This is a genomic window from Caballeronia sp. INDeC2, from assembly GCF_023631325.1.
In the GTDB taxonomy this organism is placed as follows: domain Bacteria; phylum Pseudomonadota; class Gammaproteobacteria; order Burkholderiales; family Burkholderiaceae; genus Caballeronia.
This window is the reverse complement of sequence record NZ_JALQDG010000021.1, coordinates 40,456-62,423: the sequence shown is the minus strand read 5'-3', so window position 1 is coordinate 62,423 and position 21,968 is coordinate 40,456. Positions and strand designations below refer to the sequence as shown.

The 21,968-nt window shown below is 63.6% G+C and carries 22 protein-coding genes; 14 read left to right on the top strand and 8 right to left on the bottom strand.

Annotated elements, in window-relative coordinates:
• Positions 1–18 precede the first annotated feature (18 nt).
• The gene (locus tag NCS28_RS13090; protein WP_250514206.1) at positions 19–1,119 is read left to right on the top strand and encodes a TraB/GumN family protein; all 1,101 of its coding nucleotides are present in this window, start codon (positions 19–21) and stop codon (positions 1,117–1,119) included.
• Positions 1,120–1,223: 104 nt separating this feature from the next.
• Here the strand turns inward: NCS28_RS13090 and NCS28_RS13085 are convergent, their stop codons facing one another.
• The 5 genes from NCS28_RS13085 to pxpB form a co-directional block, all read right to left on the bottom strand.
• On the bottom strand, positions 1,224–2,180 hold the full coding sequence (locus tag NCS28_RS13085; RefSeq protein WP_250514205.1) for a DUF979 domain-containing protein: 957 nt from the start codon (positions 2,178–2,180) through the stop codon (positions 1,224–1,226).
• Positions 2,177–2,896: a DUF969 domain-containing protein gene (locus NCS28_RS13080; RefSeq protein ID WP_250514204.1), complete on the bottom strand. Its 720-nt coding sequence runs from the start codon at positions 2,894–2,896 to the stop codon at positions 2,177–2,179. Before NCS28_RS13080 ends, NCS28_RS13085 begins: the two co-directional genes overlap by 4 nt.
• A 136-nt stretch (positions 2,897–3,032) precedes the next feature.
• Positions 3,033–3,782: a 5-oxoprolinase subunit PxpA gene (gene pxpA, locus NCS28_RS13075; RefSeq protein ID WP_250514203.1), complete on the bottom strand. Its 750-nt coding sequence runs from the start codon at positions 3,780–3,782 to the stop codon at positions 3,033–3,035.
• A gap of 65 nt (positions 3,783–3,847) precedes the next feature.
• A complete protein-coding gene (locus NCS28_RS13070) occupies positions 3,848–4,888 on the bottom strand; it encodes a 5-oxoprolinase subunit C family protein (RefSeq protein WP_250514202.1) in 1,041 nt (346 codons plus the stop codon).
• Positions 4,885–5,541: a 5-oxoprolinase subunit PxpB gene (gene pxpB / locus NCS28_RS13065; protein WP_250514201.1), complete on the bottom strand. Its 657-nt coding sequence runs from the start codon at positions 5,539–5,541 to the stop codon at positions 4,885–4,887. Before pxpB ends, NCS28_RS13070 begins: the two co-directional genes overlap by 4 nt.
• Positions 5,542–5,722: 181 nt before the next feature.
• On the opposite strand from pxpB, the gene NCS28_RS13060 reads away from it, so the two are divergent.
• Complete coding sequence (locus NCS28_RS13060; protein WP_008352632.1) at positions 5,723–6,235, top strand: winged helix DNA-binding protein; 513 nt, start codon at positions 5,723–5,725, stop codon at positions 6,233–6,235.
• Here NCS28_RS13060 and NCS28_RS13055 read toward each other — a convergent pair.
• The gene (locus tag NCS28_RS13055; RefSeq protein ID WP_250514200.1) at positions 6,232–6,849 is read right to left on the bottom strand and encodes a 5-formyltetrahydrofolate cyclo-ligase; all 618 of its coding nucleotides are present in this window, start codon (positions 6,847–6,849) and stop codon (positions 6,232–6,234) included. The genes NCS28_RS13060 and NCS28_RS13055 overlap by 4 nt on opposite strands.
• A 20-nt stretch (positions 6,850–6,869) precedes the next feature.
• Between NCS28_RS13055 and NCS28_RS13050 the strand changes: the two genes are divergently transcribed.
• From NCS28_RS13050 to NCS28_RS13035, 4 genes are all read left to right on the top strand, one after another.
• Positions 6,870–8,837, top strand: coding sequence for a lytic transglycosylase domain-containing protein (locus NCS28_RS13050; RefSeq protein ID WP_250514199.1), 1,968 nt, complete (start codon positions 6,870–6,872; stop codon positions 8,835–8,837).
• A 123-nt stretch (positions 8,838–8,960) separates the two neighbouring features.
• A complete protein-coding gene (locus NCS28_RS13045) occupies positions 8,961–9,917 on the top strand; it encodes a complex I NDUFA9 subunit family protein (RefSeq protein ID WP_250514198.1) in 957 nt (318 codons plus the stop codon).
• Between the two features lie 18 nt (positions 9,918–9,935).
• Entirely contained in the window at positions 9,936–10,556 is a 621-nt protein-coding gene (locus NCS28_RS13040; protein ID WP_250514197.1) for a glutathione S-transferase family protein, read from the top strand.
• Positions 10,553–11,788 carry a multifunctional CCA addition/repair protein gene (locus NCS28_RS13035; protein ID WP_250514196.1) on the top strand — a complete coding sequence of 412 codons (1,236 nt, stop codon included), beginning with the start codon at positions 10,553–10,555 and terminating at the stop codon, positions 11,786–11,788. The genes NCS28_RS13040 and NCS28_RS13035 overlap by 4 nt, the downstream gene beginning before the upstream one ends.
• A 31-nt stretch (positions 11,789–11,819) precedes the next feature.
• Here NCS28_RS13035 and NCS28_RS13030 read toward each other — a convergent pair whose 3' ends face one another.
• Together NCS28_RS13030 and NCS28_RS13025 are read right to left on the bottom strand one after the other, a co-directional pair.
• Positions 11,820–12,014, bottom strand: coding sequence for a DUF2905 domain-containing protein (locus NCS28_RS13030; protein ID WP_250514195.1), 195 nt, complete (start codon positions 12,012–12,014; stop codon positions 11,820–11,822).
• Positions 12,015–12,024: 10 nt separating this feature from the next.
• On the bottom strand, positions 12,025–13,230 hold the full coding sequence (locus NCS28_RS13025; RefSeq protein ID WP_250514194.1) for a class I SAM-dependent methyltransferase: 1,206 nt from the start codon (positions 13,228–13,230) through the stop codon (positions 12,025–12,027).
• A 13-nt stretch (positions 13,231–13,243) separates the two neighbouring features.
• Here NCS28_RS13025 and NCS28_RS13020 point away from each other — a divergent pair, with 13 nt between their 5' ends.
• The 8 genes from NCS28_RS13020 (at position 13,244) to NCS28_RS12985 (ending at position 21,679) form a co-directional block, all read left to right on the top strand.
• Positions 13,244–14,086 carry an SDR family oxidoreductase gene (locus NCS28_RS13020; RefSeq protein ID WP_250514193.1) on the top strand — a complete coding sequence of 281 codons (843 nt, stop codon included), beginning with the start codon at positions 13,244–13,246 and terminating at the stop codon, positions 14,084–14,086.
• Between the two features lie 28 nt (positions 14,087–14,114).
• Entirely contained in the window at positions 14,115–14,516 is a 402-nt protein-coding gene (locus NCS28_RS13015) for a dihydroneopterin aldolase (RefSeq protein WP_250514192.1), read from the top strand.
• Positions 14,513–15,472 (top strand): tRNA 2-thiocytidine(32) synthetase TtcA, encoded by a 960-nt coding sequence (ttcA, locus tag NCS28_RS13010; RefSeq protein ID WP_250514191.1) that lies wholly within the window; start codon positions 14,513–14,515, stop codon positions 15,470–15,472. The genes NCS28_RS13015 and ttcA overlap by 4 nt, the downstream gene beginning before the upstream one ends.
• 98 nt (positions 15,473–15,570) lie before the next feature.
• The gene (gene glmU / locus NCS28_RS13005) at positions 15,571–16,932 is read left to right on the top strand and encodes a bifunctional UDP-N-acetylglucosamine diphosphorylase/glucosamine-1-phosphate N-acetyltransferase GlmU (RefSeq protein ID WP_250514190.1); all 1,362 of its coding nucleotides are present in this window, start codon (positions 15,571–15,573) and stop codon (positions 16,930–16,932) included.
• A gap of 77 nt (positions 16,933–17,009) precedes the next feature.
• On the top strand, positions 17,010–18,827 hold the full coding sequence (gene glmS / locus NCS28_RS13000) for a glutamine--fructose-6-phosphate transaminase (isomerizing) (RefSeq protein WP_250514189.1): 1,818 nt from the start codon (positions 17,010–17,012) through the stop codon (positions 18,825–18,827).
• A gap of 691 nt (positions 18,828–19,518) precedes the next feature.
• Positions 19,519–20,055: a hypothetical protein gene (locus NCS28_RS12995; RefSeq protein WP_250514188.1), complete on the top strand. Its 537-nt coding sequence runs from the start codon at positions 19,519–19,521 to the stop codon at positions 20,053–20,055.
• Positions 20,056–20,126: 71 nt separating this feature from the next.
• On the top strand, positions 20,127–20,798 hold the full coding sequence (locus NCS28_RS12990) for an RES family NAD+ phosphorylase (RefSeq protein WP_250514187.1): 672 nt from the start codon (positions 20,127–20,129) through the stop codon (positions 20,796–20,798).
• A 260-nt stretch (positions 20,799–21,058) separates the two neighbouring features.
• The gene (locus tag NCS28_RS12985) at positions 21,059–21,679 is read left to right on the top strand and encodes a dsDNA nuclease domain-containing protein (RefSeq protein WP_250514186.1); all 621 of its coding nucleotides are present in this window, start codon (positions 21,059–21,061) and stop codon (positions 21,677–21,679) included.
• The last annotated feature ends 289 nt before the right edge of the window (positions 21,680–21,968 follow it).

Here is a 21,968-nt window from a genome sequence, read left to right as displayed (position 1 = left end):
TCACTCGAATGTTTTAAGATGTGGGTCGTGCCGGATTCATACGACAAGCCGCGCTCTCTGTACGCGGCGTTCGCCAAAACGACAGCCATCGTGCTGTCGTTCGTGCTGTTTACGGCCGGCGTTTCGATCTCGTCGCCGGGCTTTGCGGTGGTCGGATCGCGCACGCCGCAGGCCGCGGGCGATGCCGGTTCCGCCGCAGCGCCGTCCAATCCGGCTCCGTCTGTGCCGCCGCCGCGCGTGGATCGCTCGGACGGCACGACCGCGAGCGGCCCGGTGCGGGCGCAACCGCCGCGCATGCCCTTCTATGTCGCGACCAGGGGCGCGACGACCATCTATGTGCTCGGCACGCTGCACGTGGGTTTCGCGAGCGACTATCCGCCGGGGCAGCCGTTTCGCAAATCGATACTCGCGGCGCTCGATGCATCGCCCACGCTGGCGCTCGAAATTTCCCCGGATGAACTGCTGCTCTCACAGGACGATGTGAACCGTTACGGCATGTGCCGTAGCGAGTGTCTGATCGACTATCTGCCGGACGCGATGTGGAAGAAGGTCGAGACGCGCATGCGCGCCAATCCGGAGGCGCTGAAGGAGTTGCGGCACACGCGTCCGTGGCTCGCGTCGATGTTGATCGAAACCTATGACACGTTGAAGGCGGGGTTTCAGAGCGAGTACGGCACCGAGGCGCAATTGCAGAATGTGTATCTGCGGGCGCGGGGGAAGATCGTCGGATTGGAGACGTTGAACGAGCAGATCTCGACGTTCACGCGGCTCACCTCGGCGCAGCAGCGCGAGATGCTCGCGCAGGATCTGGTGCAGACGCCCGCGGAGAATGTCGCGGATGTGAAGGAGCTGCACAGGCTATGGCGCATCGGCGATGCGGACGCCTTGAAAGCGTGGGATGACGCGAAGAGCAGCAAGCTGGCGAGGAACGCGGCGCTGGCGGCGCAGGTCGATAATCGCGTGGTTTACGAGCGGAATCGGAGGTTCGTTGCGAGGATGGTGGGATTGGCTGGGACGGATAGGCCTGTGTTTGTCGCGATCGGGGCCTTGCATCTCGGGGGGCCGAGGGGAGTGTTGGAGTTGTTGAGGAAGCGGGGGTTCGTGGTGGTGGGGGGGTGAGCTCGCGGGCACCGGTCTGGCCAGGCCTGCGCGAAAAGAGGCGATGAAGCGCGCGTGTATCGCGGTTCCTTTCCGCGACACACGCGCAGTTGAAGCGCTGATGTTCAGATAAACATCAGCCAGTTGAGCAAAAAGATATTCACAACCAGAAGCGTAAGCGCGGTCGGCACCTGCACCTTGATCACCGCGTTCTTGTCGGGTAACTCCAGCAAAGCCGCGGGCACGATGTTGAAGTTAGCGGCCATCGGCGTCATCAGCGTGCCGCAATAGCCGGAGAACATGCCGATCGCGGCCATCGTCGCGGGATTGCCGTGGAATACGCCGACGAGAATCGGCACGCCGACGCCGCCCGTCATCACCGGGAATGCGGCGAAGCCGTTGCCCATGACCATCGTGAAGAGCGCCATGCCGACGACATACACCGCCACCGCAACCAGCCGGTAGTCCATGTTGACGTACGCGGTCGTCACATGCGCGACCGCACGGCCGACGCCCGCATCCGAGAACACGAGTCCCAGCATGCCGAGCATCTGCGGCAGCACGGCGGCCCACGACAGCGCGTCGATGAGTCGGCGCGTCTCGCGCATCGACTGACCGACGATGTCGCGCGTCATCACGCACGCAATCGCAAGTGCGATCACGCAGCCGATGCCGAAGCCGATCAGCGTCACGTTCTTCAGCTCGATCAGCGGCACGCCGCCGAACACGAGATATTTCGCGCCGAGCGTGAGAATCACGGTGACGACCGGAATCGTCAGCGCGGGTACGAAGAGCTTGTTGCCGAGCCGCACGGCGCTTTGGCGGCGCGTTTCCTCGGAGAGCATTTTCGGCTTCGCGCCCGTGACGCCGCCGAGTCCCGCGATCAGCGCCATCGCTACGACGAGCACGCCGACCACCGTCACCGGAATCCAGTCGCCGATGAGAAAGATCAGCGCATAGATCAGCCAGAACCCGCCCGCGCTGAATCGCTTCGGATGCGCCTTGTCGGTAAGAATCATCCCGCCGACGACCAGCAGGATGATGCCGACGAGATAGAAGAGGTAGTTGATCGTGAGCGTCATGCTTTCTCTCCCGCGGCATTGCGCGTCAGCGCTGCGAGTTCCCGGGCGAGCCTGCGGTCGAGCAGCCACAGGCGGAAGCCGTGGATCAGGAACGCGCAGATCGCGGTGGGGATGCCCCACACGGCGACATGCATCGGTTCCACGACGATGCCCGCTTCCTTCAGGAACGTGACCATCAGCACGATCGCGCCGAACGCGACGAAGATGTCCTCGCCGAAGAACAGGCCGACGTTGTCGGTAGCCGCCGAATAGGCGCGCAGCTTGTGGCGCGTCGCGTCGGAGAGCTTGCCGTAGCGCGCTTCGGTGGCGCCTTCGGCCATCGGCGCGAGCAGCGGGCGCACCATCTGCGGATGGCCGCCGAGCCCCGTCAGACCGACCGCCGCCGTGATCTCGCGGACGAACAGATACACGATCAGCAGTCGGCCCGCCGTCGCCGCCTTGATGCTCGAAATCCACATTTGCGCGCGCTCGCGCAGGCCGTGCCGCTCGAGCAGGCCGATCACCGCGAGCGGCAACAAAATGATGAGCGGAATGTTGCGCGTCTTCAGAAAGCCGCTGCCGATCGCGGTCAGAATGCGCTCGATGGGAAAGTGCGCCGCGAAGCCGGTGATGATCGCCGCAGCGGCGACGATCAGCATCGGATTGAAGCGCAGCACGAAGCCCGCGATGATGACGGCCACGCCGATGAGCGGCCACAAGTTGACTGGGGTTGCCATGAGTTCTCCAAACGATATAGACGTCACGCCTCGTACCGGGCGCGTGGCTCGACTACATGCGGCTCTTTCACCTTCGACGGCCGCTTGCTAAAACGCCCCATTTCCAAGGGGCGTTCAATCTCTTACGGAAAGCGTTCTACGCGTCGGCGTGCGCGGCGCGCACTTCGATGCCCGCATCGGCGAGCGCGTCGCGGATGCGTCGGGCGAATTCGAGTGCGTGCGCGCCGTCGCCATGCAGACAGATCGTCTGCGCGTTGAGCGGCACCCATTCGCCGGACACGGCCCGCACGCGCTGCTCGCGCACCATCGCCAGCGTCCGGTCGAGGACGAGGTTTTCGTCGTCGAGCAGCGCGCCCGGCTCCTTGCGCGGCACGAGCGAACCATCCGCGCGATAGCCGCGATCCGCGAACACTTCCTCGATCGCGATCAGCCCCGCGCGGCGCGCCGCTTCGACGAGTCCGCTGTTGGCAAGCCCGAACACGAGCAGCGACGGATCGAAGTCGTGCACAGCGGAGACGATCGCATCGGCGATTGCCGTGCTTTTCGCCGCCTGGTTGTAGAGCGCGCCGTGCGGCTTCACGTGCGCGATGCGCCCGCCTTCCGCCTGCGCGATCGCCGAGAGCGCGCCGAGTTGATACAGCACGCCCGCGTAGATTTCCTCGGGCGGCAGGTCCATTTCCTTGCGGCCGAAGTTCTCGGGATCGTTGAAGCTCGGATGCGCGCCGATGGCCACGCCCTTCTCGACGGCCCAGCGCACGCAATCGCGCATCGCGGTGGCGCCGCCCGCGTGCCATCCGCACGCGATGTTCGCGGAACTCACGAGATCGAGCAGCGCTTCGTCGGAGCCGCAGCCTTCGCCGAGATCGGCATTGAGATCGATTTCCATGATGTTTTGCAGTCGTTCCGTTGAATGTTGAAGTGATGCGCCGCGTCTCGCGCGCGGCTTTCGATTCAGGAGCCCGCGCGGGCGATGCGCTCCTCGTGCATCGCGATGGCCGTTTCCACTTGGCTCACGTATTGCCGCTCGTCGGCGAGCGCGTGGCGCGCTTCTTCCACCGACGTCTCGATGAAGCGCACGCCGCCGTTCAGCCTCACTTGCGCGAGCTTCCACAGATCCGCCCGGATCACCGCGCCGATCTTCGGATAGCCGCCGGTCGTCTGCGCGTCGCCCATCAGGATGATCGGCTGGCCGTTCGGCGGCACCTGGATCGTGCCGGGCAAGACCGCGTGCGACAGCAGTTCGATCTTCTCGCGCCGCTCGAGCGCCGTGCCGGCGAGGCGAAAGCCCATGCGATTGCTGTTCGGCGTGATCGTCCATTCCTCGTTCCAGACGCTCTCTTGCGCCGCGTCGCTGAAGCTGTCGTACTCCGGGCCGCGCAGCACCCGGATCGGCACCGCCCACGCGAGTCCGGGCGAATGGCGCCCGCGCCGCACGGGTTCGTCGACGAGCACGAATTTGCACCACGCCGGCGCCTTCACGCCGAACGCCGGCTCTTCCGGCGAAAACGCGATGCCCTTGTGCGGCTGCGGCACGCCTACCGGCAGACGGTCGCCGTCACGCAGCGCGCGCCCGCCGAGGCCGCCGAAGCACGCGCCGAGATCGGTCGAGCGCGAGCCGAGCATCGGCAGCACATCGATGCCGCCCGCGATCGACACATAGCAGCGCATGCCGCGCTTCGCCGCGCGCAGCGTCAGTTCCTGGCCCGCGCGTACAGGCAGGCTCCACCACGAATAGACGGGCTTGTCGTCCAGCGTCGCGCCGAAATCGGTTCCGGTGATGGCGATGCGCGTCGCGTGCTTGAAGCGCAGCACGGTCGGTCCGAAAGTCACCTCGATGCCCGCCGCGTCCGGCCTGTTCCCGACGATGCGATTGCCGATTTCCAGCGACAGCGCATCGAGCGCGCCACCGGAACTCACGCCGAGATGCCGGTAGCCGCGTCGTCCGAGATCCTGCACGGAAGTGAGCACGCCTGCGCGAATCACGTCGATCATGCGCGCACCTCCAGCGCCGTGAAGCGCACGCGGTCGCCGGGCTGCATCAGCGTCGGCGGATTTCTGGCCGGATCGAAGAGTTTCAGCTCCGTGCGTCCGAGCAATTGCCAGCCGCCCGGCGACGCCGCCGGATAGATGCCCGTCTGCGCCCCGCCGATCCCGACCGAGCCCGCCGGCACTTCGAGACGCGGTTCGGCACGGCGCGGCATCGCGAGCGCGGGATCGAGCCCGCCGAGGTAGGCGAAGCCCGGCTGGAACCCGAGAAAGAACACGACGTACTCGGCTTGCGTATGCCGCTTCACCACTTCGTCGACGGAAAGACCCGTGTGCTTGGCGAGCGCAGCGAGGTCCGGGCCGTCGGCGCCGCCGTAGCGCACCGGAATCTCGATTTCGGCGCTGTCCATGTCGGTCGTCGCCTCGGCGGCGTCCCAGCCGCGTTCCAGTTGCGCGGCGAGCGTTTCGTAATCCGCTTGGAGCGGGTCGAACACGATCGTCAGATTGTTCATGCCCGGCACCACCTCGACGACATGCGCCATAAGGCGCGCGTGTTCCGCCAGCGCCCAGATGCGGCGCTGGCAGTCGAGCGTGGCGGGCGGCGCCGCTTCGCACACGAGCGCGGCGTCGCCCAGCGGGTGAATACGTGGTCTTGTCATGCCTGAATTTGCCTTTGTGGGACGCGAAATTCGTCTGTTCGATGCGCTTCGCGCCGTCGCAGAATGTTACATTGTCAATAAATTATCAAGAAATTATCAATTCGCGTTTTCGCCGAGGCGCGCGTCGCTCGCAAAAATGACGTTGCGCTACACTCCAACGCACTGCAAATCGGTCACCGCCATGCCGCGTCATCCCACCAAGATCGTCTCGTCCGAGCATCTCGTCTCCGAAGCCAGCGCGGAACTGTCGGAATTCGAGTACGGCCTCATCATGGCGGGCAACGCGTTCAATCGCTGGATGGTGCGCTGCATGTCGGCGGCCGGCGCGAAGGACATGACGGCGGTGGAAGTGTCGCTGCTGCATCATGTGAGCCATCGCGACCGCAAGAAGAAGCTCGCGGACATCTGCTTCGTGCTGAATATCGAGGACACGCACGTTGCCACGTATGCACTGAAGAAACTCGTCGCTCGCGGCTACGTGCAGAGCGAGAAATCCGGTAAGGAAGTGTTCTTTTCCGCGACGCCGGCGGGGCGCGAATTGTGCGGCAAATATCGCGAAGTGCGTGAGGCGTGCCTCATCGAGACGCTGCGCGAAAGCGGGCTGACCAACGAGCAGATCGGCGAGGCCGCGCAATTGATGCGCAATGCATCCGGCCTTTACGATACCGCCGCGCGCGCGGCGGCATCGCTCTAGTAGATCGCGGATTCGGTGATGACCGCGTCGAGCGGCATGTCGTGCGCCTCGCGCGGCAGCGCCCCGCACTTGCCCGATTCGTACGCGATGCCGACCGTCACCGGCCGTTCTCCATTCGGCCACGCGGCGAGCGTGCGATCGTAATAGCCGCCGCCATAGCCCAGCCGGTATCGATCTGCATCGAAACCGACACACGGAATCAGCAGCAGTTCCGGCACCACGACCATTTCTTCGGCGGGCACCGGAATCCGGTAGCGGCCTTCTTTCATCGGCATGTGCGCGCTCCACGCGTGGAAGACCATCGGTGCGTGCGGTTTCACGACCACCGGCAGCGCGGCGCCGCGCGCTTCGTCGGCAGCGAGCCAGCTCGTGAGCGCGTCGCGCGCGTCGAACTCGCCCGCGACCGGCCAGTAAAAGCCGACACAGCGCGCATCGTAGCGCGCGAGCACTTCATGGATGCGGCGCGCGAGCGCCTCGTTCTTCGTGGCCTGGCCGGCGTGCCCGCTTTGCGCCTCGCGGGTCGCGAGAAGCGTGGCGCGCAGTGCGCTTTTAGGCTCGCGCTTGGGTTGATCGCAAACGTTGCGTGCTATGCTTTCCTCCGATCTCAGGACCACCTTGCGCTCCAGAAATAAAGATGTCAAAACGCCTCAAACGAGTATATCTCGCGGTCGGCGCAGCCCTTGCGGCAGCGACGCTCGTCGCCTGCGGAACGGCTTCCGCCGTCCGACCCGATGCAGATCTCCCGCCCACCTCCGACGACCGCATCTTCCTGCAGTTGCGCGATGCCGCGCGCGCGAACGATGCCGGCAAAGCCGCGATGCTCGCCGCGCAGATTCCGGACTATCCGGCGCCGGGCTATATCGAATACTTCACGATCAAGCCGCAGCTTTTCGATTCGCAAGGCCACGCGCGCATCGACGCGCCCGACGCGCCGGTGCTCTCGTTCCTGCAGCGCTACGACGGCCAGGCGATCGCGGACCGCATGCGCAACGACTATCTGGTCGTGCTCGGCAGCCGTCACGACTGGAAAAACTTCGAGCAGCAATATTCCCGTTTCGTGCTCAATGACGACACGCAGGTCAAGTGCTACGCGCTCGAAGCGCGCCTGTCGCGCGGTGAAAACGTCGCGGATGCGGCGCGCGCGCTGCTCGTCGATCCGAAATGGTACGGCGATGGTTGCGTCGATCTGATCGGCGCGCTCGCGGGTTCGGGCCGGTTCACGAGCGACGACATCTGGCAGCAGATCCGCATCGCCTACGAGCAGAACTACACGTCGACCGGATCGAACATCGTCGAGGCGCTCGGCCAGGAAAAACCGAAGGATTCGCTGCTCGACGACGCCGTCAACAAGCCGCCGCTCTATCTCGCGCGCGGCGTGATGCCCAATACGCCGGCGCATCAGTTGACGCTTCTCGCGGTCACGCGCATGGCCCGCAACGATCCGGCCATGGCCGCCGCCACCTTCACGTCCGTCGCGCCGAGTCTGACGCCCGCCGAACGCGCGGTCGGCTGGGGCACCATCGGCTATCAGGCGGCGCTCAAGCGCATGCCGTCGGCGGCGGACTGGTATCGGCTGTCGGCGAACGCGCAGTTGTCGAACCCGGCGTACGAATGGCGCACGCGCAGCGCGCTGCTCGCCGGCGACTGGAACATGGTGCGCTGGTCCATCGAGCAGATGCCGCCGAGCTTGCGCGCTCAGCCCGCGTGGGTCTACTGGCACGCACGCGCGGTGAAGCAGGCCGGCGATACGGCCACGGCGAATCAGGAATTCCAGACCATCGCGGATCAGTACAACTTCTACGGCCAGCTCGCGCTCGAAGAGCTCGGCCAGAAGATCAACGTGCCGCCGCGGACCACGGTTTCGGATGCGGAGATCGCGCAGATGCAATCGGTGCCGGGCTTCGCGCTGTCGCAGCGTTTCTATGCGCTCAACATGCGTCTCGAAGGCAATCGCGAATGGAACTGGCCGCTGCGCACCATGACGGACCGGCAACTGCTCGCGGCCGCGCAGTACGCGAAGCGCATCGAGCTGTTCGATCGAACCGTCAACACCGCGGACAAAACGAAAGCGGAACACGATTTCACGCTGCGCTATCTGTCGCCGTTCCGCGATATCGTCGAACGCGATGCGCAGAACACCGGTCTCGACATCGAATGGGCGTACGGCCTCATCCGTCAGGAGTCGCGCTTCATCATCAACGCGCGCTCGGAAGTCGGCGCGGGCGGCCTCATGCAGCTGATGCCCGGCACCGCGCAACTCGTCGCGAAAAAGATCGGTCTCGGTCCGGTGTCGCGCGCGCAGATGAACGATATCAACACCAATATCCTCCTCGGCACGAATTACCTGTCGATGATCTACAATCAATTCGATAACTCGGCCGTGCTCGCCACAGCAGGCTACAACGCCGGGCCGGGCCGCCCGAGCCAATGGCGTCAAGGCTTGCGCGCACCCGTGGAGGGCGCGGTTTTTGCTGAAACGATCCCGTTCACCGAGACTCGCGATTACGTGAAGAACGTGCTGTCGAACACTGTCTATTACGCGGCACTGTTCGAAGGCCGTCCGCAGTCGTTGAAGGCGCGTCTGGGCTATATCGCGCCCTGACCGTCCCGAAGCGAAACATCACGCCCGCGCGTCGAACGACAGGACGCGCGGGCGTTCTCATTTTCGGCCCCGCCGTTCTGCACTGAAGCCGCATTCGTCAGGCCGCGACCCAAGAGGCGAACCATGCGACACCAACAAGTAGCGCTCATCGGCGGTTCGGGTTTCATCGGCAGTCATCTCGTCAATGCGCTCGTCGATCTCGGCAAGACCGTGCGGATCGCGACGCGCCGGCGCGCCAACGCCGCGCATCTCACGCTGTTGCCCGTGGATGTCGTCGAAACCGACGTGCACGATCCTGTGCAACTCGCCGCGTTCATCGATCAGAGCGATGCGGTCATCAATCTCGTCGGCATTCTTCAAGGGCGTCGCGACGATCCGTACGGCCCCGAGTTCGCGAAGGCGCATGTCGAACTGCCGCGCAAGATCGCCGCTGCGTGCGCGGCAAAGGGCGTGCGGCGGCTCTTGCACATGAGCGCGATCGGCGCCGATTCGCAAGGCCCGAGCATGTACCTGCGCTCGAAGGGCGATGGCGAAAAGATCGTGCGCGAATCAGGACTCGACTGGACCATTTTCCGCAGTTCCGTCGTGTTCGGCCCCGAGGATAATCTGCTGAATCAGTTCGCCTTTCTGGAGCGCATCTTCCCGGTGATCCCGCTCGCGTGTGCCGATGCGCAGTTCCAGCCGGTGTTCGTCGGCGATGTGGCGAAGGCGATGGTCAACGTGCTCGATCTCGACGCCGCCAGCCGCCAGGTCTACGAACTCGCGGGCCCCGGCGTCTACACGCTGGCGGAGCTCGTGCGCTTCGCGGGCGCGACCATCGGCAAGCATTCGCGAATCATCAAGCTGCCGGAGAGCCTCGGCCGGCTTCAGGCGATGACCATGGAACTGGCGCCCGGCCAGCCCATCATCTCGCGCGACAATCTCGATTCGATGAAGACGCCGAACATCGCGAGCGGGCCGCTCGCGCCGGAACTGGGCATCGACGAGCCCGCGAGCATCGAGACGATCGCGCCGCTGTATCTGACCGGAAATTCGTCGCGCTCGCGCTTCAACGCTTTCCGCGCAACCGCGCATCGTTAAATTCTTTTTTGTGATCGCATGAAACTCGTTATCGGTGACAAGTTCAGCTCTTCCTGGTCGATGCGGCCGTGGGTGCTGCTCAAACATTTCGGCATCCCCTTCGACGAGACGCTGATCCGCCTCGGCCAGCCCGACACGAAAGCGAAGATTCTCGAAGTGTCGCCGTCAGGCAAGGTGCCGTGCCTCGTCACCGATGCCGGCGATTCGGTGTGGGAATCGCTCGCGATCGTCGAGACGATTGCCGAACTGCACCCCGGGCACGCGATGTGGCCGCGCGACGCCGCCGCTCGCGCGCGCGCCCGCAGCATCAGCGCGGAGATGCACGCGGGTTTCGCGGACCTGCGCCAGAACATGCCGATGGAAATCACCACGCACGCGCCGGGCACGGGCGCGACGCCGGGCGCGCTTGTGAACATCGCGCGCATCGAGGCGATCTGGGCGGAATGCCTCGCCAAGTCGGGCGGGCCGTTTTTGTTCGGCGAGTTCGGCATCGCGGACGCGATGTTCGCGCCGGTCGTCATGCGCTTCAACACGTATGCGCCCGAACTGAGCGCGACATCGCTCGACTATGCGAAGCGCATCACGGCGCTGCCGGCGGTCGCGGCATGGATCGACGGCGCGCGCGAGGAAGCGCGATGAACATCTACGCGGTAGGCGGCGCGATCCGCGACGAACTGCTGGGCGTGCCGGTGGTGGATCGCGATTACGTCGTCGTGGGTGCGACGCCCGAGCAGATGGTGGCGCAGGGATATCGGCCGGTCGGAAAGGACTTTCCGGTGTTTCTGCATCCCGAGACGCACGAGGAATACGCGCTCGCGCGCACCGAGCGCAAGACGGCAGCGGGCTATCACGGCTTCCAGTTTTACTATTCGCCCGACGTGACGCTCGAGGAAGATCTCGCGCGGCGCGATCTCACGATCAACGCGATGGCGCGCGAAGTGACGCCGGCGGGCGAGCTGACCGGGCCGGTGATCGATCCGTTCGACGGCGCGGCCGATTTGCGCAACAGGCTGTTCCGGCATGTCGGCGATGCGTTCGTCGAAGATCCGGTGCGCATTCTGCGGCTTGCGCGCTTCGCGGCGCGTTTCGCGGATTTCGACGTGGCGCCGGAAACCGCCGAACTGATGAAGAAGATGGTCGCCGCCGGAGAAGTCGATGCGCTCGTGCCTGAGCGCGTGTGGCAGGAAGTGTCGCGCGGACTGATGGAAAAGAAGCCGTCGCGGATGTTCGAGGTGCTGCGCGCTTGCGGCGCGCTCGCGCGGATTCTTCCTGAAGTCGATGCCTTGTGGGGCGTGCCGCAGCGCGCGGACTATCACCCGGAGGTGGATACCGGCGTGCATGTGATGATGGTGCTCGACTACGCCGCGTCGCAGGGCTTCGCATTGCCGGTGCGCTTCGCCGCGCTCACGCACGACTTGGGCAAGGCGACGACGCCGGAGGACATCTTGCCGCGTCACATCGGCCATGAGGGACGCAGCGTCGATCTGTTGCGGCCGCTATGCGAGCGCTTGCGTGTGCCGAACGAATGCCGCGATCTGGCGATGCTCGTCGCGCGTGAGCACGGCAATATTCATCGCGTGATGGAGATGGGCGCGGCGGCGCTCGTCAGGCTGTTCGAACGCTCGGATGCGTTGCGCAAGCCGGCGCGGTTTGCTGAAGCGCTGCAAGCGTGTCTTGCTGATGCGCGGGGCAGGCTTGGGCTGGAGCAGCAGGCTTATCCGCAGGCCGAGCGGTTGCGGGAGGCTTTGGTCGCAGCGCGGTCGGTGGATGCTGGCGCGGTGGCGGGGCACTTTGCTGATGAGCCCTCCAGGATCAAGGATGCCGTGCATGAAGCGCGGGTCGCGGCTGTGAAGGGGGTTTTGGGTGCATGACCTTTGTTTTCGCCGGATCCGGCGAAAACCCTCAAAGCGCCCGAGCAATAAAGGACAGCAAAACCGACAACAAAACGGTCGACATGAAAGGAAACGAATACTCCCGCCCAAAAATCCGCAACGTGAAATCCCCCGGCAACCGCCCGATGCCGAACTTCTTCAGCCACGGCAGCGAGCCGGAAAGAATCGCAAGCGCGATGAACGTCGTCAGCAGCCATCGAATCATGATCGCGCACTCATAGCGTGTGAGACCGATCGCCCGTCGCGAAGGCATCGAGCGTCCCCGGGATGCCGCGCGAAAACGCGATTACCTTGAAGAGCTCGCCCATTTCCGCTTCCGACAGCAGCTTTTGCACCGCATTCGCAGCGGGTAGGAAGCGCTTCACATCGGCCGGATCGAGATCCGCGAGCACATCGGTGATGCCGGCGTTCATCAGGAAACGCGCCTGCGACGTGAAGCCGAGCAGATCGGCGCCCGTCTCGACGCCGGCCTCCGCGATGCCGGTGAACTCCACATGCGCCGTAATGTCCTGCAAACCCGGATACAAAAACGGATCCGCATGCGCCCGATGCCGGTAATGACACATCAGCGTGCCTGTCGCGCGCTGCGCGTGGTAGAACTCGCGCCGCGGAAATCCATAGTCGATGAAAAACGCCGCGCCGCGCGTGAGCATCGTGCAGACGGTCTTCATGAACGCGAGCGCCGCTTCGTGCGTTTCGGTGACGTACTCGGCGAACGGCTCGTCGTTGGCCTCGTCGATGGCGGCATCGATCCGTTCGACCTGCGCGTCCGGCGTGATCGGCTTGTCGTCGAAGGCGAAGCGATCGTTCAGCAGCACGACGCCGCGCTCGTGCCACGCGCCGAGCTTGCGCACCACGAGCCGCACGGGCATCGCGTCGAGCACTTCATTGCCGATCACGACGCCGTCGAAGGCGTCGGGCAGCGCGTCGAGCCATTTCACCTTCGCGGCGAGAGCGGGCGCGTGCTTTTCGATGGTCTCGCGCTGGCGCGCGCGCAACTCGCCGGACAAATCGACGACCGCGTAGCTGTCGAACGGTACGTCGAGGTCGGCGAGCGCGGTCAGCAAACCCGCCGCGAGCTTGCCCGTGCCCGCGCCGAATTCCATCAATTGCCGCGTGCCGCTCTGCTGCAACGCCTGCGCGACCGGCCGCGCGAGCGTCGTCGCAAAAAGCGGGGACAGCTCGGGCGCGGTGACGAAATCGCTGCCGTCTTCCGCGCGGCGGCCGAATTTCATCGCACCGCCGCCGTAATAGCCGAGACCGGGCGCGTACAGCGCGAGGTCCATATAGCGGTCGAACGGCAGCCAGCCGCCCGCCGCGGCGATGCGTCCGCGCAGCAGGTCTGTCAGCGCTTCGGACTGCGCGAGCGCGTCGGCGCCCGGAGCAGGTAAACTATCGGTTTGTCTGGCATTCGGATTCATCCCAGTATTGTAAATGAGCGCTTCCACGCCGTTTTCTTCCGCCAACTCGCCGTCTTCCGGTTCAGTTTCGCGTTCCCGCGCCGTGCTCGTGACCGGCGCGGCGAAGCGCATCGGGCGCGGCGTCGCGCTGGAATTTGCGCGCCAGGGCTGGGATGTCGCCGTGCATTACGGCGGCTCGGAGCATGAAGCGCGGGAAACCGTCGCGGATATCGAAGCGCTCGGGCGGCGCGCGGTCGCCTTGCAGGCGGATCTCGGCGTCGAAGCCGAGGTCGTGCAACTCGTGCCTGCGTGCGTGGAGGCGTTCGGCGGGCTGAACTGCGTCGTGAACTGCGCATCGCGTTTCGACGAAGACACGGCCATCGACTTCGGTTACGCGAAACTGCTCGCCATGACCGCGATCAACGTCGCCGCGCCGCTGATGCTCGCGCGCATGCTGCACGAAATCACGCCGGCCGAAGCCGCGCATGACGATGCAAAGCGCGGCGTCGTCATCAACGTGCTGGATCAGAAGCTGTACAACATGAATCCCGATTACCTGTCGTACACGTTGACGAAGGCCGCGCTCGACAACGCCACCGTCGCGCTCGCGCAGGCGCTCGGGCCGAAGCTGCGCGTCGTCGGCCTCGCACCGGGGCTGACGCTCATATCCGCCGGGCAGACGCCCGCGTCGTTCGAGACGGCGCATCGCGTGACGCCGCTCAATCGCGCATCGACGGTCGAAGACGTGGCGCAGGCCGCGTGCTATCTCGCGAACGCGCACGGCGTGACCGGCACGACGCTCGTCGTAGATGGCGGCCAGCATCTCGTGCCGAGCCCGCGCGACGTGATGTACATGATCGGCACGCGCACGCCTTGAAACGCGCTTATTGAATATTGGAACTCACATGCTTGCCGCACTTTCGCATCCCCGGCTGACCGATTGCCGGCGGCTTTTTCTGCGCAACTACGAAGTGCGCATCAACATCGGCGTGCACGACTTCGAGAAGCGCGGCGAGCAACGCGTCGTGATCAACGTCGAGCTGTTCGTGCCGCTCGCGCTGTCGACGCCCGTCGCGGACAAGCTGTCCGAAGTCGTCGACTACGACTTCATGCGCTCGACCATCGCCGCGCGCGTGAAGCAGGGCCACATCCACTTGCAGGAAACGCTGTGCGACGACGTCGCTGCCGCCTTGCTCGCGCATCCGAACGTGCGCGCGGTGGCCGTATCGACTGAAAAGCCCGATGTCTATCCCGACTGCGACGCGGTGGGCGTCGAAGTCTTTCGCATCAAAGAGGAACGAGCATGAACGCGCGTGACACGATCGAAGCCGCAGAGGCGCCCAAGCTCACGCGCGAGGCGCTGACGAAGCGCCAGCAGAAGGAAGCGTACGAGAACAACAAGCTCTTCAAGCGCATCGCGCGGCTGGTCGGCGAGGCGATCGGCGACTTCAACATGATCGAGGAAGGCGACAAGGTGATGGTGTGCCTGTCGGGCGGCAAGGACAGCTACGCGATGCTCGATGTGCTGATGCGCCTGCGCGAGCGCGCGCCCATCAACTTCGAGATCGTCGCCGTCAATCTCGATCAGAAGCAGCCGGGCTTTCCTGAGCACGTGCTGCCGGAATACCTGAGCAAGCTCGATATTCCGTTTCACATCGAGAATCAGGACACGTATAGCATCGTCAAGCGGCTCGTGCCGGAAGGCAAGACGACGTGTTCGCTTTGCTCGCGTCTGCGTCGCGGCATTCTGTATCGCGTGGCGGGCGAACTCGGCGCGACCAAGATCGCGCTCGGCCATCATCGCGACGACATCCTGCAAACGCTGCTGCTCAACATGTTCTACGGCGGCAAGCTGAAGGGCATGCCGCCGAAGCTGCAATCCGACGACGGCAAGAACGTCGTGATCCGTCCGCTCGCCTATGTAAAGGAAGTGGATCTCGAGAAGTACGCCGAACTGCGCGAATTCCCGATCATCCCGTGCAATCTGTGCGGCAGCCAGCCGAACCTGAAGCGCGCGGAAATGAAGGCGCTGGTGCGCGAATGGGACAAGCGTTTTCCGGGCCGCGTGGACAACATGTTCAACGCGCTGTCGAACGTGGTCCCGTCGCATCTGATGGACAGCAAGCTGTTTCCGTTCGCGGGACTGCGCGCGACGGGCGAGGCCGATCCTCAAGGCGATATCGCGTTCGACGAGGAACCGTGTGCAAGCGAACCGTCAGGATCGGCCGGCGCGGTTTCAATTGTGCAGTTCGACGACCTTTAACCCCTTATCCGATAAGGCGCAGCGTGGGTTTCGCCGCATTGCGCCAAAGAGCCGGGTGATATATTGGCGGCTCGTCATACCCAGCAAGGCTTCCTGCAATGAACATCGTGATTCTGGCTGCCGGCATGGGCAAGCGCATGCGCTCCGCTCTGCCGAAAGTACTCCATTCATTGGCGGGCAAGCCTTTGCTCGCGCACGTCATCGATACGGCACGCACGCTGTCGCCGACGCGTCTCGTCGTCGTCGTCGGGCACGGCGCGGACAAGGTCCGCGAAGCCGTCGGCGCGCCGGACGTCCAGTTCGCGCTGCAGGACAAGCAACTCGGCACGGGGCACGCCGTGCAGCAGGCGCTGCCGCTGCTCGATCCGTCGGTGCCCACGCTCGTGCTGTACGGCGACGTGCCGCTCACGCGCGCGAGCACGCTCGAGCGCCTGATCGATGCCGCGGGCGCCGAGCGCTACGGCGTCCTGACGGTGAACGTGAGCGATCCTGCCGGTTACGGGCGCATCGTGCGCGACGCGGCCGGCAACGTGAAAAAGATCGTCGAACAGAAGGATGCGAGCGAGGAAGAGCGGCGCATCGCGGAAATCAACACGGGCATCGTGATTACGCCGACGCGCACGCTGGAAACGTGGCTTGCGTCGCTGAAGAACAACAACGCGCAAGGCGAGTTCTATCTGACGGACGTGGTCGAGCGCGCGATCGAAGCGGGCGTCGAAGTCGTCACCGCGCAACCCGACGCCGAATGGGAAACGCTCGGCGTAAACAGCAAGATTCAGCTCGCGGAACTTGAGCGCATCCATCAGCGCAACGTCGCGCATGCGCTGCTCGACGCGGGCGTCACGCTGATGGACCCGGCGCGCATCGACGTGCGCGGCACGCTCGAATGCGGCGCGGATGTGTCGATCGACGTGAATTGCGTGTTCGAAGGGCGCGTGACGCTGGCGGACAACGTGACCATCGGCCCGAACTGCGTGATCCGCGATGCCGTGATCGGCACGGGCACGCGCGTCGATGCGTACACGCATATCGAAGGCGGCACGACCGGCGCGAACGTCGTGCTCGGCCCTTATGCGCGGCTGCGTCCCGGCGCGAAGCTCGGCGATGAAGCGCATATCGGCAACTTCGTCGAGGTGAAGAACGCGGTGCTCGGCCACGGCTCGAAGGCGAACCATCTCAGCTATATCGGCGATTCGGATATCGGCGCGCGCGTGAATATCGGCGCGGGCACGATTACGTGCAACTACGACGGCGCGAACAAGCATCGCACGGTGATCGAGGACGACGTGTTCGTCGGCTCGGATACGCAACTGGTTGCGCCGGTGCGCGTGGGCCGCGGCGTGACGATCGCGGCGGGCACGACGGTTTGGAAGGATGTGGGCGAAGGCGAGCTCGTGTTGAACGAGAAGACGCAGGTGAGCAAGACGGGCTACAAGCGCCCGGTCAAGAAGAAGTCGTAAGGCTGAAGATTCGGCCCAACGCGCGCGGCGCATCGTGCACCGCGCTTTCGAATGCAAGTTTCAAAGGATGAACGTCCATGTGCGGAATTGTCGGCGCGGTAGCGCAACGTAACATCGTCTCGGTGCTGGTCGAAGGTCTACGCCGCCTCGAGTATCGCGGCTACGACTCGTGCGGCGTGGCCGTTCTGAGCAACGGCGAGCCGCGCCGCGCGCGCAGCGTCGCGCGCGTGTCCGATCTCGACGCGCAAGTGCGCGATTCGAATCTCGGCGGCATGACCGGCATCGCCCACACGCGCTGGGCGACGCACGGCGCGCCCGTCACCGATAACGCGCATCCGATCTTCTCGCGCGATACCGTCGCGCTCGTGCACAACGGCATCATCGAGAACTACGAATCGCTGCGCGAGATGCTGAAGGGCAAGGGCTACGAGTTCGTCTCGCAGACGGATACCGAAGTCATCGCGCATCTGATTCACAGCATGTATCGCGGCGACCTGTTCCAGACCGTGCGCGAAGCCGTGAAGCAACTACACGGCGCGTATGCGATCGCCGTGATGCACCGGAATCAGCCGCACACGGTCGTGGGCGCGCGCCAGGGTTCGCCGCTCGTCGTCGGTGTGGGCGAGGGCGAGAACTTTCTCGCGTCGGATGCGCTCGCGCTCGCCGGCAGCACGGATCGTTTCGCGTTCCTGGAAGAAGGCGATGTGGTGGAGATCGGGCTCGACGGCGTGAAGATCGTCGATCGTGAAGGCGTGCCCGCCGAGCGCGAAGTGCGCGTGGTGACGGCGTATGGCGGCGCGGTGGAGCTCGGGCCGTATCGCCATTTCATGCAGAAGGAAATCTTCGAGCAGCCGCGCGCGATCACCGACACGATCCCGCAAGCCGATCAGTTCGATCCGAGCCTCTTCGGCGAAGGCGCGCGCGACGCGTTCGCGGGCGTCGACAGCCTGCTGATCCTCGCGTGCGGGACGAGCTACTACTCGGGGCTGACGGCGAAGTACTGGCTCGAATCGATCGCGAAGATTCCGACGCAGGTCGAGATCGCAAGCGAGTATCGATATCGCGAGTCAGTGCCGAATCCGAAGGCGCTGGTCGTCACGATCTCGCAATCGGGCGAAACTGCCGACACGCTCGCCGCGCTCAAGCACGCGCAGTCGCTCGGCCACAAGCACACGCTCGCGGTGTGCAACGTCGCAACCAGCGCGATGGTGCGCCAGACCGAGTTCGCGTTCCTTACGCATGCGGGCACGGAAATCGGCGTGGCATCGACGAAGGCGTTCACGACGCAGCTCGTCGGTTTGTTCGTGCTCGCAGTGACGCTCGCGAAGATGCGCGGTCATGTGAATGCGAAGCAGGAAGCCGCGTATTTCACGCAACTGCGTCACTTGCCGGCGGCGTTGAACAGCGTGCTCGCGCTGGAACCGCAGATCATCGCGTGGTCGGAAGAATTCGCGCGCAAGGAGAATGCGCTGTTCCTCGGTCGCGGGCTGCACTATCCGATCGCGCTCGAAGGCGCGTTGAAGCTCAAGGAAATCTCGTACATTCACGCGGAAGCGTATCCGGCGGGTGAACTGAAGCACGGGCCGCTCGCGCTCGTGACCGAAGCGATGCCTGTCGTGACGGTCGCGCCGAACGATACGCTGCTCGAGAAGCTCAAGTCGAACATGCAGGAAGTGCGTGCGCGCGGCGGTGAGCTTTATGTGTTCGCGGATGCGGACACGCGCATCGTCAGCGAAGATGGTATCCATGTGATCCGCATGCCCGAGCACTATGGGGCGCTGTCGCCGATTCTGCATGTGGTGCCGCTGCAGTTGCTCGCGTATCACACGGCGTGTGCGCGTGGGACGGATGTCGATAAGCCGCGGAATCTGGCTAAGTCGGTGACGGTGGAGTGATCGATCTGGCTTGATGAGGATATTTAGCAATTTTTAATAGAAGCACTTAAAGCCCGTCCTAATTCCACTTAAAAAGTGGACATGGGTGCCCGCCAAGCCATGCCGAGCAAGGCTTAAGTGCAACTATTATTTTTTTTGCAGGGTGCGGCCTTAAGCTCGTCGAAGGCCGCAAAACGCACCCGGATTTAGCGGCGCGACTCTGCCCCGGGCCAGAATAGCCGACGATTGGGACACATCGCGTCTGCGATAAACCTTTCGTTGGCAACTCCTTCTCTGCCGTTCCCCCGCCTATTTCCGCCCAAGCAGTTTTGGGCTCATTCTCCGCCGCTTTTTCCGCCCGCTGCCAACAGCCTCACCCTAAGGGAGCCACCAAAGAGCACTTGAAACGAGTGCGCTCCACGCAGCGCCGCTCACCGCTCTTCGAAGCTTGTCAGGTGCAGAATCGGGCTTGTCAGCGGTTAATACAGAAGCTATGGGCGCTCCTTTGGCCAGGGACACCGCGTTCATTGAAGGAGTCATCGCCAGGGCCTCGAAGTCACCTCGCACCGTGGCCCGCCAGTTCTTCGAGCTCATGCGAGGCGGCCGGCGGCACTCCCTCGAACGCCGCAGCGTCGGAGCCTGGTTTCCCGGACCGGTATGATGCTGCGCTGACCATACACCGTGGTATCCATGAGAATCCCGGGGAACTGCCTTGCCTGACCACACCTGCTATGAATGTTTCGTCGATGAGCATCTCCGCGAGATGGTCCGTCGTGAGGGCGCAATCGACAAATGCCGCGCCTGCGAAGAACTACGCGAAGGCATCAGCGTTGAGCAGTTGGGCAAAATCCTTGAGCCCATTATGCGCGACTGCCTGCGCGTGGGCGATACAATCCGCGACATCAACGCCGAAGGCGAACCCTACTATCGCCAACTCGGGGACAGTCTTTCGGGCTGGGTTCAAGAGTTTCTTGGCAAGTATTACGACTTCGAAGGCGAAATTGTGGACGCCATCGTCGCAGCCGATGACTACGACCCAAGGGATGGAGATGGGCCGTTCTGGGACGACACGCAGTGCTATGAGCGTGTCCAGTATCTCCTCGGCGATTACGACGAAAGGTGGAAGGAAACGCTTGCCGATGTGAAGCATCGGAGGAGATTCTTCAGCGAGAAAGCCCGGCTGTTCTTCACGCAGCTTTTCGAGGGGGTAGAAGACCTGTACGTGCCGGGCAGGCGGCGAGCCCGGTAATACGTCGCTTGAGCGTGGGCACATGCCTTTATCGGGCGCGCGTCGTAACCAGCGTCACGAAGTTCAAAGAGATGCTCGCGGACCCTCTGAAGCACATCGGGCCGCCTCCGGCCGCTGATGCGCGAGCCGGTCGCATGAATGCCGAAGGCGTTTCCGTGTTTTACGGTTCACTGAACGCCAAAACCTGCCTTGCCGAGATGCGGCCAGCTATCGGCAGTGACATCGCTCTGATTAAGCTGAAGACCACAAGGAAATTGCGAGTCTTGGATTTCTCCCGGCTCAATAGTGCTCGGTCAAGTAGGCGCCTCAGCTTCTTTCAGCCTGATTTTCGGGTCGAAACCGCGCGGCGACAGTTTCTCAGGCTGTTGCACACGTTAATTGCGCAGCCGATTACGCCCGGCCGCGAATCTGACTACGTCATCACGCAGACGATGGCGGAGTACCTTGCGCACGTCGCCAAGCCTGCGTTCGACGGAATCATGTTTCAGTCGGCGCAGCACCGCGGCGGAACAAACCTCGTATTGTTTCCGAACGCGATGGTCAATGAGGCTGGCGAGCCGCAGGACCTCCCGCTCGCCCTCGCAGACGCTGAGGTCCGCCTCTATAAGACCCAGTCGGTTGCGTACATTCATGAGCCACAGCACGTCTATACCGCCAACGATTCGGGTGAAGTCGTTCCGATACGCAATGTCCACGTGCCTCGGCCAATCGCCGGCGATGACCCTTTTAACGGCGATTTCTGAATGTGGCGCATGGGCGGCGGGAAGGTCCACGCGTGCTGGTCGTAAGTGCACAAATATGCTCTGCGCAGGAGGACATGTTATTCGCCTTATGTTAGTCTCCCCGGACAGATGAGTATCACGCAAAAAGACGCATAATCAAGTATCTGCGAGAGGATATACGTGTGAGACGGCAAACTCGCGCGTCGGGGCATGGCCGGGCGCTGAGGCAAACGGGCACAAATTCGGGGCGCTCAAATGCGGGTCCCGACCTAGTGTCTCTCATGAGAGACCTCGCGAGCGATGAGAAGACCGGCGTCAATGCCAGTTTGGGCTTTACCTACCAACACTGGTACGCGGCGCTCCTGGCCATCGAGCGCCTCGGTGTAATGGACGACTACCTCATCATCCTTGAGTTCAAGGAAGACGTAGCCATCGTTGATTCGCCCGAGCAGCCGTCACGAGCCGAATTCCATCAGGTCAAAAAGAACGAGCAGTCCGGCATCTGGACTTTGCGCGACCTGCTCGCTACGCTCGGCCGCCATCCGCTTTCGCTCTTGCGGCCAACGCTTCTTGAGCAACGTCTTGTGCCTGCGTCGACGCTTATGACCTATCCGAATGGCCGGCTCGCTCGCGGATGTGGGCTTGTGACCGTCCGGCAACGGCCAGGTACGGCAAAGGGCGTCATGTTCGTGACTCTCGAAGACGAGACGGGAAATGTGAACGTCATTGTTTGGCCTTCTCTGCTCGAGAAGTTTCGGCGTGAAGCGCTTGGCGCGGCGCTACTTGCGGTGTACGGAACGTGGCAGTGCGAAGGCGAAGTACGACATCTTATTGCGCAGAGACTCGTCGACATGTCTCACTTGCTCGGCGGCCTAACAACGGTGAGCCGCAATTTTTGCTAAGGCAACGTGGCGAATATGGGCGGCATTTGCAACTCGGCCGCACTCCAATACGTGGAGCTGCATACCTCATGCTCGTTTTTGAGCAGTCGCGAGTCGAGATTGTCCTCCAATGTTCCGCGCGCCGTGGACAAAAATCAGTCGATAGTGCTTTCAAGTATCGCCGACTGCAATTTGCTCCTGACTGGGAAAATACCACAACTGGCGAGGAGGAAAGGCGGGTCAACATGTTGACGAACGAGGGCGCGGATGACGCCGAAGTCATCATTCGACCTACGTAGGTGGGGCCTGG

Excerpts from the sequence above, each read along its gene's own strand:
- NCS28_RS13035 (WP_250514196.1), top strand. The coding sequence starts at position 10,553 with ATGAACATCTACGCGGTAGGCGGCGCGATCCGCGACGAACTGCTGGGC.
- NCS28_RS13025 (WP_250514194.1), bottom strand. The coding sequence starts at position 13,230 with ATGAATCCGAATGCCAGACAAACCGATAGTTTACCTGCTCCGGGCGCC.
- NCS28_RS12990 (WP_250514187.1), top strand. The coding sequence starts at position 20,127 with ATGCTCGCGGACCCTCTGAAGCACATCGGGCCGCCTCCGGCCGCTGAT.
- glmS (WP_250514189.1), top strand. The coding sequence starts at position 17,010 with ATGTGCGGAATTGTCGGCGCGGTAGCGCAACGTAACATCGTCTCGGTG.
- NCS28_RS13040 (WP_250514197.1), top strand. The coding sequence starts at position 9,936 with ATGAAACTCGTTATCGGTGACAAGTTCAGCTCTTCCTGGTCGATGCGG.
- NCS28_RS12985 (WP_250514186.1), top strand. The coding sequence starts at position 21,059 with ATGAGAGACCTCGCGAGCGATGAGAAGACCGGCGTCAATGCCAGTTTG.
- NCS28_RS13070 (WP_250514202.1), bottom strand. The coding sequence starts at position 4,888 with ATGATCGACGTGATTCGCGCAGGCGTGCTCACTTCCGTGCAGGATCTC.
- NCS28_RS13090 (WP_250514206.1), top strand. The coding sequence starts at position 19 with ATGTGGGTCGTGCCGGATTCATACGACAAGCCGCGCTCTCTGTACGCG.
- NCS28_RS13030 (WP_250514195.1), bottom strand. The coding sequence starts at position 12,014 with ATGATTCGATGGCTGCTGACGACGTTCATCGCGCTTGCGATTCTTTCC.
- glmU (WP_250514190.1), top strand. The coding sequence starts at position 15,571 with ATGAACATCGTGATTCTGGCTGCCGGCATGGGCAAGCGCATGCGCTCC.
- ttcA (WP_250514191.1), top strand. The coding sequence starts at position 14,513 with ATGAACGCGCGTGACACGATCGAAGCCGCAGAGGCGCCCAAGCTCACG.
- pxpB (WP_250514201.1), bottom strand. The coding sequence starts at position 5,541 with ATGACAAGACCACGTATTCACCCGCTGGGCGACGCCGCGCTCGTGTGC.
- NCS28_RS13060 (WP_008352632.1), top strand. The coding sequence starts at position 5,723 with ATGCCGCGTCATCCCACCAAGATCGTCTCGTCCGAGCATCTCGTCTCC.
- NCS28_RS13050 (WP_250514199.1), top strand. The coding sequence starts at position 6,870 with ATGTCAAAACGCCTCAAACGAGTATATCTCGCGGTCGGCGCAGCCCTT.
- NCS28_RS13085 (WP_250514205.1), bottom strand. The coding sequence starts at position 2,180 with ATGACGCTCACGATCAACTACCTCTTCTATCTCGTCGGCATCATCCTG.
- NCS28_RS13015 (WP_250514192.1), top strand. The coding sequence starts at position 14,115 with ATGCTTGCCGCACTTTCGCATCCCCGGCTGACCGATTGCCGGCGGCTT.
- NCS28_RS13020 (WP_250514193.1), top strand. The coding sequence starts at position 13,244 with ATGAGCGCTTCCACGCCGTTTTCTTCCGCCAACTCGCCGTCTTCCGGT.
- pxpA (WP_250514203.1), bottom strand. The coding sequence starts at position 3,782 with ATGGAAATCGATCTCAATGCCGATCTCGGCGAAGGCTGCGGCTCCGAC.
- NCS28_RS13080 (WP_250514204.1), bottom strand. The coding sequence starts at position 2,896 with ATGGCAACCCCAGTCAACTTGTGGCCGCTCATCGGCGTGGCCGTCATC.
- NCS28_RS13045 (WP_250514198.1), top strand. The coding sequence starts at position 8,961 with ATGCGACACCAACAAGTAGCGCTCATCGGCGGTTCGGGTTTCATCGGC.